This window comes from Muriicola sp. E247 (genome assembly GCF_041358175.1).
In the GTDB taxonomy this organism is placed as follows: Bacteria; Bacteroidota; Bacteroidia; order Flavobacteriales; family Flavobacteriaceae; genus Muriicola.
Window position 1 is genome coordinate 697,200 of record NZ_JBGKBE010000001.1, and the last position, 12,062, is coordinate 709,261.

Consider the following 12,062-nt stretch of genomic DNA (forward strand, 5'->3'; position numbering starts at 1 on the left):
GAACTCCTGCGCTGCTAAAACTTTCTTAAAAATTTCCGGGCTGTTGGAGTTTCTTTTTTTTAGACCCCCTAAAAGCGTACTTTTGTCCACCAAAATAAGATTTCTTCAATGAATCCGATCGTTATACAGACTATTCAATTCTTTATGAGCCTTTCCCTGCTGATTGTTCTGCATGAGTTGGGACACTTTATTCCCGCGAAGCTCTTTAAGACCAGGGTGGAGAAATTTTACCTCTTTTTTGATATCAAATATTCTCTGTTTAAAAAGAAAATCGGGGAGACCGTTTACGGGATTGGATGGTTACCGCTGGGCGGATATGTAAAAATCGCCGGGATGATCGATGAGAGCATGGACAAGGAGCAGATGCAGGAGCCTCCCAAACCCTGGGAATTCAGGAGTAAGCCATCCTGGCAGCGACTCATTATAATGCTGGGTGGGGTAACCGTGAATTTTATCCTAGCTGTTATTATCTACATTGGAATGGCATATGCCTATGGAGACCAGTTTATTCCCACGGAAAGCCTAAAGGATGGGGTATGGGTAACCGAAGAAAATATAGGGGATAAGCTTGGCATACAGACAGGGGATAAAATTTTAGAGGTTGATGGAAATAAAGTTGAAAATTTCAACAGTCTTTTTTTAGAGATCGTCAATGGAAATTCCATAACCATCGAGAGGGATGGGCAGATCATTGAGATGGAAATCCCAGTCGATTTTATTGCCACCTTGCTCGAAGATGAAGATAAGGTACGTTTTTTAAGTCCCAGGGTCCCCTTTATTGTGGGAGCAATTCCTGAAGTTTCAGCTAACAAGAACTCAGGGCTGAAGATAAATGACCTAATCGTTGCAGTAGGGAATGACCAGATGACCTATTTTGATGAGGCCAAAGCTGTTTTGGAAAAATACACAGGGCAGGAAACAGTTCTTACCGTTGAACGAGATGGGCGCAGGGAACAAATACCTGTCGTTATCAGTGATTCTGCCACCATTGGGGTTAATCTGGGTAGCCTGACCTATGATGAAATGGAAAAACGAGGATTTTTAAGATTGGAAACAAAGAAATACTCTTTCGCCGAATCGATTCCGGCGGGCATTGATAAAGGAGTTACTACCTTGACGGGTTATGTAAAACAGCTTAAAAAGATCTTTAATCCGGAAACGGGGGCCTACAAAGGAGTGGGTGGCTTTGCAGCGATAGGGAGCATGTTCCCGGATACCTGGAACTGGCCTGCGTTCTGGAACACAACGGCTTTGATTTCGATCATTCTTGCGTTTATGAATATCCTCCCGATTCCGGCATTGGATGGCGGACATGTTATGTTCTTACTCTACGAGATGATCAGTGGAAGGAAGCCAAGTGATAAATTTATGGAGTATGCCCAGATGACCGGATTTTTTCTTCTCATTGCCCTCTTATTGTTTGCCAATGGGAATGATATCTACAAGGCAATATTCAAATAAAAATATTAGGGTCTACTATTGGGGGATTTGAAAGAAACTGCTATCTTTGGCCCCTCTAAAAAGAGATATTATTCCTCCTTAGCTCAGTTGGTTAGAGCATCTGACTGTTAATCAGAGGGTCCTTGGTTCGAGTCCAAGAGGGGGAGCTAAGAAGCAGAGCAGAGCTCGCTTCATCGCTACACTTAAGCCATCCACATAGTGGGTGGCTTTTTTCATGGAAAATCATGGGTGAGAAGTCTATCCACCGAAGTTCGCTGTGGCGAACTAAAGGAGGAAGCCCAAGAGGGGGAGCTTGAAAATCAGGCAGTTGCATTCATTTGTGGCTGTCTTTTTTGTTTAACGGCGTGCTTTTGGCGTGCTTTTTTTACATTCCAATAAATTCCTTTCCAATTTGAGTAGGTTTAACTACGCAAAGTTGTATAGAAAAAGACTAGTTAATCAAGATTGTTTGAAACATAAGACTTATCTTAGGATCTAGTGCCGTAAGGTGTGAGAGTTCGAGTCTCTCCGCCTGTACAAAGGGAAAGCCGACTTTTAGGAGTCGGCTTTTTTGTTTTGGTCAAACAATGGTCAAACAATGTTAAAACAATTGAGCTTTTTACTCTATTTGCCAAGAAACCAATAATACTGGATACTTCACGACGAATTAATATGTGGATGGTCGAATTTAAACAACCTTCGCAATAGAAAAAGATAATTTAAGCAGAACCTTATTTACAAATTAAACTAAGCTTTATGCAAGTCGTCTGTCTACAAGAAGAAGCTTTTTATGCCTTGTTCGATAAGGTAATCGAGCACGTTTAAACCAAACGAAAGGATAAGCCAAATAAATGGATCGATTGCGAGGAAGCAATGCATATCCTCAGAATAAAATCTACAACGACTTTGCAGAAATTACGAGATGAGGGAAAAATCAGATTTAGCCAGCCCCAAAAGAAAATAATTCTTTATGACCGTGATTCTCTAAATGTCTACCTTGAAAATCATGCTCGCGAAACCTTTTAACGAATAAGTATGGAAACTAAAATTGATTCGGATTATAAAAAGCCTTTAATTTAGGGTACGAAATGGCAAAGGAATTGAATTTGAAAAACCCTATGTTCAAAGGTCAAGATGCTGCACAAAACTCACCTAATCCAATGCAAGCGGGTATACTTCAGTACATAGATGAAGTAATACTTTCAAGAAATAGGAATATTGATAAATCCGTCAATAGAAGAACACTTAAATCAAAAATAGAGAGAAAAGGCGAAAATAGGAATAAGGGAGAGGGCCTATCTTTTTAAGTTCGAAAAGGTAAGCTAAATATTCGGCGCATCACTTCAAATACCCCTCCACAAAACTCTCCTTGAACGCACGTCCAATTGGCACAAAGGTCTCTTTATCAAAGAAAATACTATTGCCCGAAACCTTTAGAATTTTTCTGGTATTCACGATATAAGATTTATGCACCTGTGTAAACTGGACTGAAGGCAACGTCTGCAACCAATGTTTAAGGGAATGCGAAGTGAGGTGTTTCTTCTCGGAAGTAAAGATTTCGGTGTAGTCGGCCTCGGATTGTATAAAAAGAATGTCATCTATAGAAATCCGGAGATGTTCATAACCGGATTTGATAAAGAGGATTTCCGGTGCGGAATTATTTTCAGGCACGATTTTTTCCGTATTCCGTTCGACCCCCGGGGCCGGTACTTTGGAGACCGCCTTTACAAACCGCTCGAACGAAAAGGGTTTTAAGAGATAGTCCACCACTTGGTATTCGTAGCTTTCCAAGGCATATTCCGAAAAGGCCGTGGTCAATATCACATGGGGTTTGTTCGGCAAAGCTTTCAGAAAATCAATGCCCGAAATCTTGGGCAGATGTATATCCAAAAAAATCAGGTCGATTGGCTCGATCTTCAAAAAATCCATCGCCTTGAGCGCATCGGCAAAAGTGGCTTTTAGCTTCATGTTCTCCATATCGGAGACAAACTTTTGCAGTACACGTTGTGCGGGTGGTTGATCCTCGATGATGATGCACCTTATCATGCACTTCCCTTTTTTAATTCCACGTTTAGATTAACCGAATATAGCGAATCGGTTTCTTGTATCGAAAGAGTGTGCGCGTCGGGATATATCAATTGCAAACGTTTTTTCACGTTATACAATCCAATACCTTGGGATAGGTCATCGGTATTGGTTTGTGGCCGATAGGAATTTGTGCACTCAAATTCCAAGATTCCATTTTCGGTTACATTGATATGGATCCTTATCGAAATATCTTCCGATTGGCTGGCCGTACTGTGCTTAAAGGCGTTTTCGACAAAAACGTTCAGGATTAACGGGGCAATCTGATAGCCCGATCGGATATTTTCCGCATCAAACTCGACTTTACCCCTATTCTCGATCTGCAACTCACTCAACTGGGTAAAGTTCTTAAGGTGCTCGATTTCCTTTGGCAAGGGCACAAAATTTTCCTTGCAGTCATACAGCATATAGCGCAAGACCGAAGAAAGTTCCAGTATTATGGAAGGTGTTTTGGGCGAATTATCGATGGCGTAGGAATACAAGTTGTTCAGGTTATTGAACAGAAAATGCGGATTGATCTGCGATTTCAGATATAGCAGTTCGCTTTCCTTGACCATGGCGTTAAGTGCCTCTACTTCTTGCTGTTTTTTTGAAGCATCCCAAGCGAATTTGAATCCGGCAAGGATGATAATAATAGGCATCACGTCGAGCAAACTAAACATGATTCCAGGAAAATACTGGCCACGTGTATCAAGGAAAAAGATACGTTCCAGTACAAATTCTTCCGTGATAATGATTCCGGCAATGACCAAGGCAACGAAGAGAAAAAAGAGAATATATTTTTTCCTATAAAAAAAACGGGGCAATAAAATGTAGTTTATAATAAAGGCACCGACCGCATAATTTATAAAAAAAGTAATCTGAAAGGGCTGTATCTGGGGCTGGTTCTTGTCGAACGAAAAGAAAAGGAACAGCACAACATGTAGCAGTACCTGAAAGAATACTTCCGCCGAAACGCTTTTATTCCATGTGAGTTTATTGGCCATCCTTCAAAAATACGGTTTTGTCACAGTTGTTATTTCGAAAATCCCCTATCGACAGATTTAAAGTGGTCAACGACATTTTTGTACGCTGTTGTCGTTTGTGATAAAGTTTCTGTCGTTCACGGAAAATTAGCTTTCCCAATGGTCTATAATCTTCATTTTTGACTAACGAATAAATAGTTGCTGAAAACATGAAAAGAGCATTGAAATACTTTGGACCTTTTTTAGCAGTATGTTTTTTGACTTTAGGTGTCAATCAAACATTCGCACAAAATGGAACCGTTACCATTAAGGGGACCGTCGTTGAAGAGTCGGGCGGACTTCCTATCGCCTTTGCCACCGTAATGGTTGCCAACAACGAGACCAAGGAGCCGATAGACGGCACCACCACGTTGGATGATGGCACCTTTACCTTTGAAACCGATGCGACCGATTTCTACATTGAAATAAGCTTTTTAGGTTTTCAGTCCAAAACCTATGGTCAGCCCCCCAGTCCGACCCAAACCATAGATTTGGGGATTATTGCCCTTTCGGAAGATGCGGAGCAATTACAGGAAGTAGTTGTCGAAGGAGAGATTTCACGCACGGAGTTCAAGTTGGATAAGCGTGTTTTCAACGTAGGTAAAGACTTGAGCAGCACTGGCGCAAGTGCTTTGGAGGTTCTTAACAACGTGCCTTCAGTGAATGTTAATATCGAAGGTCAGGTTAGTTTAAGGGGAAGCCAGGGTGTGCAAATGCTCATCAATGGAAAGCCATCTATAATTGCCAGTGAAGAAGGAAATGCCTTGGGTACCATCACTGCCGATATGATTGAAAGGGTCGAGGTCATTACCAATCCATCGGCCAAATACGATGCCGAAGGAACATCCGGAATCATTAATATTGTTTTAAAGAAGGATGAGCGAAAGGGGCTTAATGGTTCTATATCTGTAAATACCGGTACTCCTGCGGGGCACAGTGTTGGCGTGAGCCTGAACCGACGTACAGAAAAATTTAACCTTTTCACCCAACTCGGGATCGGTCTTCGTGACTTGCCCAATGATATTGAGACGCGGAATGTCGATTTAACGAACAATACCAAGGTGCTGAGCACAGGAACCGAATTCCGTAATGAGAACTACTACAATCTCGTTTTGGGAACCGATTATCATATCAATGATAATAATGTCTTGACACTTTCAGGAAATTTCTCAATGGAAATTGAAGACCAACCTTCGAACACCAATTTTGCGTCACTCGATGCCAACGATGTGGTAACCTCGCAATGGCAAAGGACTGAAGTTACCGTAGCCAGAAACCCAAAATTTCAATATGAATTGCAATACAAAAAGGATTTTGAAAGCGATGAAGACCACACTTTGTTATTCAGTGCATTGGGCAACTTTTTTGGGAAAGATCAATCCTCGGAATTCAACAATACGACCATTTCCGGAGAAAATAATGACGCCACGCAACAAACTCGTACCGATTTCAAGGAATCCGTTTTCACCTTTAAGTTGGATTATACCAATCCCTTGACGGATAAATGGACCTTGGAAACCGGGGCACAATATGTATTAAACGATGTAGCCAACGACTTTGAGGTAAATGATCTGTTAAACGGTTCGTTTGTGAACGATCCGGGACTGACCAATGTTTTCGAATTCAATCAAAACGTTCTGGGTCTATATGGTACTGGCTCTTACGAGGGGAAAAAATGGGGCGTGAAAGGTGGCCTTCGTCTAGAACAGACCGATCTCAGCACACTGTTGGCAACAACGAACGAGGCCAACGACCAAAACTATACCAACCTGTTCCCCAGCCTACACACCTCATACAAGTTTACCGAAAAGGTATCGATACAGGCGGGCTATTCTAAGCGCATCTATCGCCCAAGAATGTGGGACCTAAATCCCTTCTTCAATATCCGCAACAATTTTAGCATCCGTCAGGGCAACCCCGCATTGATGCCTGAATTCACGGACTCATATGAAATTACAAGTATTTATATTTTGGGCAAGGCATCCTTGAATTTTGGAGTCTACTATCGCTATACCGACGATGTTATTGAACGAGTTTCCACTTTTGAAAACAACGTAAATACGGTCAGGCCCGAAAATATTGGAACCAATGGCACCACCGGAATCGAGTTCAACGCAAAGTACAGTCCGGCAAAATGGCTCACGCTGAACAGTGATTTCAATTACAGTCAATTTAACCGTAATGGAATTTTTGAATCAACGGTTTTTGATTTCAGTGGGGACCAATGGTCTTCTAAATTGATGACCAAAATCAAGTTCCCCGCAGATTTCGATCTCGAAATGACCGGAAATTATCGTTCTAGGTTTCGAACCGTACAAGGAGAGGTAAGCGACCAACTTTTTATGGACCTCGGCCTGCGAAAGAACATACTAAAGGGCAAAGCAGTACTCAACTTGAGTGTAAGAGATCTATTTGCCTCAAGAATTCAGGAAAACCAAATCGCCCAAGCCGATTTCGAGGTTTACAATCGTCGCTTCCGAGGGCGCTTTATCGCACTCGGGTTCAGCTATGGTTTTGGTAAGGGAGAGGCCATGCAATATTCAGGGCAAAGGCGAAGGTTCTAAACGAGGCTTCAAAAATTAGTTCGTATAACAAACACCTATACTAAACAATTAAATTCAAACACTATGAGAAAAGTAATCTTTATGTTATCAATCGTCGCTTGTGCGACAGTTACGGCACAGTCCACATGGAAGGCCGACAATGCCCATTCCAAGGTAGGTTTTGCCATAACCCATTTAATGATTTCAGAAGTGGAAGGGCATTTTGGGGAATTCGACATCCAAGCTACGGCTGATGAGGAATTCAGCAATCCCGATTTTTCCGTCGATGTCAAAACGGCTAGTATCGACACCGATAACGACCGTAGGGACGAACATTTGCGTAGCGGCGACTTTTTTGATGCCGAGGCACACCCATCCCTGACTTTTAAGACCACCTCTTTTGAAAAAACGGGCGACAAGACGTTTAAATTGAAGGGAGACCTTACTATGCATGGAGTTACAAAACCAGTTACTTTAGAGGGAAAACTCAACGGAATCATAACCGACCAACGTAGTCAAAAATTAAAGGCAGGTCTAAAACTAACGGGAACCGTGGACCGCTTGGCCTTCGGGGTAGGGAGTGATACGCCCACATTGGGAGATGAGGTAGAAATGACCATTAATCTAGAAATGGCCCAGCAATAAAACAGGTTGGTGTTTGTTAGTGAGGAAAACGGTCAATATGGGAAGGTATCGAAAACATATCAAGATTTTATTTCTTTATCTTGTCTATTTGGCCGTTCTCCTTTTTTTAATAAAAATAGGATAGCCTCATCGAGCAAATCCTAACTAGGCAACTTATTTAAGACAGCACTAAAATGAAACGCAAGGAGTTTTTGACCAAAGGAATGGTCGGTTTGGGAGGAGTTGTTGCATTGACGGCACTGGCCAATTCGGGCAAAAAAAGTGAAATACCGGAGGAGTTCGTTTCTGAAGATTGTGCAGTTTCGCCCCGAGAGACCAAAGGCCCGTTTCCAAACAAAACCCCGGCGGACTATGTCCGTGAAAATATCATCGGCGACCGCAAGGGCGTTGCCTTGTTGGTTACCCTGACCATTTTGGACAAGAATTCCAATTGTGAACCTTTGCCGAGTGCTTTGGTCGATATCTGGCATTGCGATAATCAGGGCAATTATTCCGAATACGGCAATTCTCGAATGCAGCGCAACGACCTGACCCAAGAACATTTTCTAAGGGGCAGGCAGATCACCGATGCCAATGGAAGGGTATCGTTCATCAGTATTTTTCCGGGGTACTATCGGGGGCGAGCACCGCACATCCATTTGGAAGTTTTAAATGGTAGCGAGAAATCATTATTGGTCACACAGATCGCATTTCCGGAGGATATTTGCGATACCGTTTATGCAGCTCAAAATTATCAAGGACCCGGTTACGTCTCAAACTCGAGGGACGGAGTCTTTGGCAGTAGCCTAAAGCAAAATATGGCCGATGCCGTTTCCGGAAATATTTCGGATGGCTATGTGCTTGAAAAGTCGATTGTCGTAACGACTTAAACATAGTACAAGAATAAATTATTTAGAATTATGGGTAGAAAATCTGAAAACACCTTTAGGGAATTCCATCGGTATCTTGGTTTCTTTTTGGCCGGAATCATGGCGGTCTATGCCATAAGTGGAATCGTACTTACGTTCAGGAACACCGACTACATGAAAAGTGAAATACAGGTAAATCGCACCTTGAAAGCCAATTTGGAAGGCGAAGCTTTGGGAAGGGCAATGCAACGACGAGGTTTTAAAGTAGATAAAACCGAGGGCGATCTAGTATATTTTGACGGAGGCACCTATAACAAAGCCACGGGCGAGGCATCCTACACCGAGAAGAAACTGCCCATAGTTTTGGAAAAAATGAACAAACTGCATAAAATGCATTCGGGTAACCCATTGTTTTGGTTGGGTATCTTCTACGCTATCGCGCTGTTGTTCTTTTCCGTTTCGGCCTTTTTTATGTTCCGACCGAGCGCACCGATTTATAAAAAGGGGCTTTATTTTGCGGGGGCTGGGTTTTTGCTTACGGTTATTTTGTTACTTGTTTGATAAATTCATATCAATAAAATTATAAAATCAATTTGACGAAAACTTAGTTGGAAGGAGGTCGATTATCCCTTTTTGGAAATTTAAGACTATCGGCGGGATAGGTTTCTTTCAGATAGCTCATCTGCGCCTTTGCCCAATCGGTGATCTTTGAACGTTGTTTATTAGTTAGCTTGGCTTCCGAATGAAGTCCGAAATACGTATAGGATGGTAAGGGCATCTCATGTTCCCCAACCATTTCGACGACCTCCTCGAATTTATGGTTTTGAACAAACAAGGGCAGGCTTGTAAAATCGGAAAAATTCAAATGTTTTTTTCCATCCTGCACATGATGATCAAGCCACCAGGCCACAGGCTGCACATTCGAATACCAGGGGTATTCCGTTTTATTCGAATGGCAATCGTTGCACGAAACTTGTAATAGGTGGTTGACGTCACTCGGCACTTCGTACTTTGTGGCGATGTCATATGTCAAATCATTGGATTCGTTTTTTTCAGGGCGGATGAACTGAATAATGATAAGTACAATTCCCAGTCCGATCAAGATTTTTTTTAACATTGTTTATTAGTGTTAGTTTTTACTTCATATTACTTATGACTCGAAAGGATGTCAATGGTTTAGTAGTTATTTGTACTTATTTACCCGTTCATCATCGATAACCCCCTTCCAATTCAGCCCAAAGCCAAAATCATAGGCATTATCATCCGCATCGGTATAAGGTTTCATATCACGCGGCACATCTTCAAATTGTGCTTCTACCGTCAACATATCCGCAGGCATTTGAAATGGTAATAATCCAGAGGGTTCTACGGCACCAGTGATGATTTCCATTAGGGCCTGATCTTGAACCCCCATATGCACCAGAATGGCAGCCGCACTTTCTTCTATTTCAGAAAATACCATAGGCTTGGCTACTTTAACCGAGACAATTACTGGTTTGTTCCCCATTTTCGCCTTGGTATCGTTAACCAATTGCATATCAGTTGTATTAACAGTTGTAACCGATTTTCCTTTATAGCTTCTATTGGTAAAATCTTCAAGAGGGCTTCCCCCTGCCAGACTTACCTCGCGGGCGGTTATAGCAGTATAAGGCCCGTATTGCAAATTGATGGGCACATAGCCGTTACCGCCTTTTTCTAAATCAGCATCATCATATCCAACGCCACCATCTGGACTTTGAATACCAACTAGGGCAAAATCCGCCTCTTCTGGGCTCTCTACAACATCAAAGTATTTGGCAATGACTTCCATATTAAAGGCGTCTATCGTTTTAGGCTCTGTAGTTACTCCCCACCAATTGGTGGTAGGTGCAATATAGCGTTGTGGTACATAAATCTTTTGCTTTGTCTCCATTGGAAGACTTTTATTGTTGTTCTTAAGCATGACTATGGATCGTAGCTGTGCATCGAAGCCAGCTTTCATAAATTCACTGTTCCCCACGATCTCAGTTGTTTTTTCAACATCCAAATAAGGATTTTCAAAAAGTCCGGTGCGAAAAATATTGGTCAATAAACGTACCGCCGATTCCTCAAAACGGGCACGCATTGCCTCTTCGCCCATTTCCGCAACGCCCAATTTATAAGCTTCCAAAACAGGCCCCATATCATTGTTACCACCAAATTGGTCCATACCTGCCTGTATGGCCTTATAATGGCGTTCCGCTACGGAAAGATTCTCAACTCCAAAAGGTTTTCCTTCAAATTTTGATACGGAAGTCATATCCCTTGTGATGCCCCAGTCGGTGCATAAGACCCCGTCATACCCATAGGTACCCCGAAGGACGTCTGTAATCAAATACTTGTTGTATCCGTTGGCGACTTTTTCACCTTCGCCTGTAGAAATAGTATAGTAAGGCATTACCGCAGCAGCCATTTTGGTAGGACCTTCAAGCTTAAAAGCACCCTCGGTAAAGGGCTGCATATGGTCTTTAATATTTTTTCCTGGATACACCGCATAGGCACCATAACCAAAATGTCCGTCACGACCACCCTCTTCCGGTCCACCACCTGGCCAATGCTTTACCATGGCGTTAACGCTCTCCATCCCCCAATCTCCACCGTTGGTAGATTGAAATCCATCTACGTAAGCTCTAGCCATATCCGTTGCCAAATCCGGGTCTTCGCCCATAGTTCCATCAAAACGGCTCCAACGGGGTTCCGTTGCCAAATCTATTTGGGGAGATAAGGCGGTGGCGATTCCCAAAGCCCTGTATTCAATTGAAGCTATTTCCCCAAATTGTTTCATTAAGAAAGGGTCAAAAGTAGCTGCAATACCCAAGGTACCAGGCCACATTGAAATATCCCCACCTGCACCGGCATTGAATTCTGCATAAGAATCACTCCCATGGCGCGGATCGGAACTTGTATTAACCGGAATACCCAAGTATAGCCCTTCGGCAAAAGCCTGGGCGTTATTATTCCACTTCGCCGCTACGGCTGGACTCTCCACGGACGTAATCAATACATGTCGTAAGTGGTCATCGGTCAAAAATTTCTTTTGTTCATCTGAAAGATCACTCGCTTTAGCGCCACTTTCAGGAAATGATTTACCGTTATAGGTAGAGGAACCAAAACCACGGCTTCTCCCTGGTAGCGATTGGTGCGAACTATAGAGCATGAGCCCTCCGATATCTTCCAAACTCATTTTATGGGCTAAGTCCTTCGCCCGTTCATTCGCCGATTTTCGCCAATCTTCATAGGAATCAAGGGTATTGTTTTTGTTCAGATCTTTGAACGCCAAACCGTCGACCGTTAAAAGCGTTACGCCTGAATTCGGGCTGTACCCTAAGGTTGGTCCCTCATCATTTCTTACCAGCGTAAAGTTTCCTCTGGCCTCTTCGGTAAACTTAAGTTCGTCTTTACAACCTAAGGTTAATAAAATGATACAACAGAGTAATAATGTTGTTATTTTTTTAGTTTCCATCTATTGTGTTTTAAAT

Annotated in this window: 11 protein-coding genes and 1 tRNA gene; 8 read left to right on the forward strand and 4 right to left on the reverse strand. The window is 42.5% G+C overall.

Going from position 1 to position 12,062, the window contains the following annotated elements:
- Nucleotides 1-108 precede the first annotated feature (108 nt).
- From rseP to ACA086_RS03095, 4 genes are all read left to right on the forward strand, one after another.
- Nucleotides 109-1,461: an RIP metalloprotease RseP gene (gene rseP / locus ACA086_RS03080; RefSeq protein ID WP_371001882.1), complete on the forward strand. Its 1,353-nt coding sequence runs from the start codon at nucleotides 109-111 to the stop codon at nucleotides 1,459-1,461.
- 72 nt (nucleotides 1,462-1,533) lie between these two features.
- A tRNA-Asn gene (locus ACA086_RS03085) sits at nucleotides 1,534-1,607 on the forward strand.
- Between the two features lie 688 nt (nucleotides 1,608-2,295).
- Complete coding sequence (locus ACA086_RS03090; RefSeq protein ID WP_371001963.1) at nucleotides 2,296-2,466, forward strand: helix-turn-helix domain-containing protein; 171 nt, start codon at nucleotides 2,296-2,298, stop codon at nucleotides 2,464-2,466.
- 62 nt (nucleotides 2,467-2,528) lie between these two features.
- On the forward strand, nucleotides 2,529-2,747 hold the full coding sequence (locus ACA086_RS03095; protein ID WP_371001883.1) for a hypothetical protein: 219 nt from the start codon (nucleotides 2,529-2,531) through the stop codon (nucleotides 2,745-2,747).
- Between the two features lie 31 nt (nucleotides 2,748-2,778).
- On the opposite strand, the gene ACA086_RS03100 is transcribed toward ACA086_RS03095, so the two are convergent.
- Together ACA086_RS03100 and ACA086_RS03105 are read right to left on the reverse strand one after the other, a co-directional pair.
- Nucleotides 2,779-3,486 carry a LytR/AlgR family response regulator transcription factor gene (locus ACA086_RS03100; RefSeq protein WP_371001884.1) on the reverse strand — a complete coding sequence of 236 codons (708 nt, stop codon included), beginning with the start codon at nucleotides 3,484-3,486 and terminating at the stop codon, nucleotides 2,779-2,781.
- Nucleotides 3,483-4,511, reverse strand: coding sequence for a sensor histidine kinase (locus tag ACA086_RS03105; protein WP_371001885.1), 1,029 nt, complete (start codon nucleotides 4,509-4,511; stop codon nucleotides 3,483-3,485). Before ACA086_RS03105 ends, ACA086_RS03100 begins: the two co-directional genes overlap by 4 nt.
- 188 nt (nucleotides 4,512-4,699) lie before the next feature.
- Between ACA086_RS03105 and ACA086_RS03110 the strand changes: the two genes are divergently transcribed.
- The 4 genes from ACA086_RS03110 to ACA086_RS03125 all read left to right on the forward strand — a co-directional run bounded on the left by ACA086_RS03110 (nucleotide 4,700) and on the right by ACA086_RS03125 (nucleotide 9,126).
- Nucleotides 4,700-7,093, forward strand: a complete 2,394-nt coding sequence (locus ACA086_RS03110; protein ID WP_371001886.1) for a TonB-dependent receptor domain-containing protein — start codon at nucleotides 4,700-4,702, stop codon at nucleotides 7,091-7,093.
- Nucleotides 7,094-7,156: 63 nt separating this feature from the next.
- Nucleotides 7,157-7,717, forward strand: coding sequence for a YceI family protein (locus ACA086_RS03115; RefSeq protein ID WP_371001887.1), 561 nt, complete (start codon nucleotides 7,157-7,159; stop codon nucleotides 7,715-7,717).
- Nucleotides 7,718-7,890: 173 nt separating this feature from the next.
- Nucleotides 7,891-8,586, forward strand: a complete 696-nt coding sequence (locus tag ACA086_RS03120; RefSeq protein WP_371001888.1) for an intradiol ring-cleavage dioxygenase — start codon at nucleotides 7,891-7,893, stop codon at nucleotides 8,584-8,586.
- Nucleotides 8,587-8,613: 27 nt separating this feature from the next.
- Nucleotides 8,614-9,126 (forward strand): hypothetical protein, encoded by a 513-nt coding sequence (locus tag ACA086_RS03125; protein ID WP_371001964.1) that lies wholly within the window; start codon nucleotides 8,614-8,616, stop codon nucleotides 9,124-9,126.
- Nucleotides 9,127-9,169: 43 nt separating this feature from the next.
- On the opposite strand, the gene ACA086_RS03130 is transcribed toward ACA086_RS03125, so the two are convergent.
- A complete protein-coding gene (locus ACA086_RS03130) occupies nucleotides 9,170-9,682 on the reverse strand; it encodes a heme-binding domain-containing protein (RefSeq protein ID WP_371001889.1) in 513 nt (170 codons plus the stop codon).
- 66 nt (nucleotides 9,683-9,748) lie between these two features.
- Nucleotides 9,749-12,046 (reverse strand): glycoside hydrolase family 3 N-terminal domain-containing protein, encoded by a 2,298-nt coding sequence (locus ACA086_RS03135; protein WP_371001890.1) that lies wholly within the window; start codon nucleotides 12,044-12,046, stop codon nucleotides 9,749-9,751.
- Between the last annotated feature and the right edge of the window lie 16 nt (nucleotides 12,047-12,062).

Excerpts from the sequence above, each read along its gene's own strand:
- ACA086_RS03105 (WP_371001885.1), bottom strand. The coding sequence starts at position 4,511 with ATGGCCAATAAACTCACATGGAATAAAAGCGTTTCGGCGGAAGTATTC.
- ACA086_RS03100 (WP_371001884.1), bottom strand. The coding sequence starts at position 3,486 with ATGATAAGGTGCATCATCATCGAGGATCAACCACCCGCACAACGTGTA.
- ACA086_RS03095 (WP_371001883.1), top strand. The coding sequence starts at position 2,529 with ATGGCAAAGGAATTGAATTTGAAAAACCCTATGTTCAAAGGTCAAGAT.
- ACA086_RS03110 (WP_371001886.1), top strand. The coding sequence starts at position 4,700 with ATGAAAAGAGCATTGAAATACTTTGGACCTTTTTTAGCAGTATGTTTT.
- ACA086_RS03130 (WP_371001889.1), bottom strand. The coding sequence starts at position 9,682 with ATGTTAAAAAAAATCTTGATCGGACTGGGAATTGTACTTATCATTATT.
- ACA086_RS03115 (WP_371001887.1), top strand. The coding sequence starts at position 7,157 with ATGAGAAAAGTAATCTTTATGTTATCAATCGTCGCTTGTGCGACAGTT.
- rseP (WP_371001882.1), top strand. The coding sequence starts at position 109 with ATGAATCCGATCGTTATACAGACTATTCAATTCTTTATGAGCCTTTCC.
- ACA086_RS03135 (WP_371001890.1), bottom strand. The coding sequence starts at position 12,046 with ATGGAAACTAAAAAAATAACAACATTATTACTCTGTTGTATCATTTTA.
- ACA086_RS03120 (WP_371001888.1), top strand. The coding sequence starts at position 7,891 with ATGAAACGCAAGGAGTTTTTGACCAAAGGAATGGTCGGTTTGGGAGGA.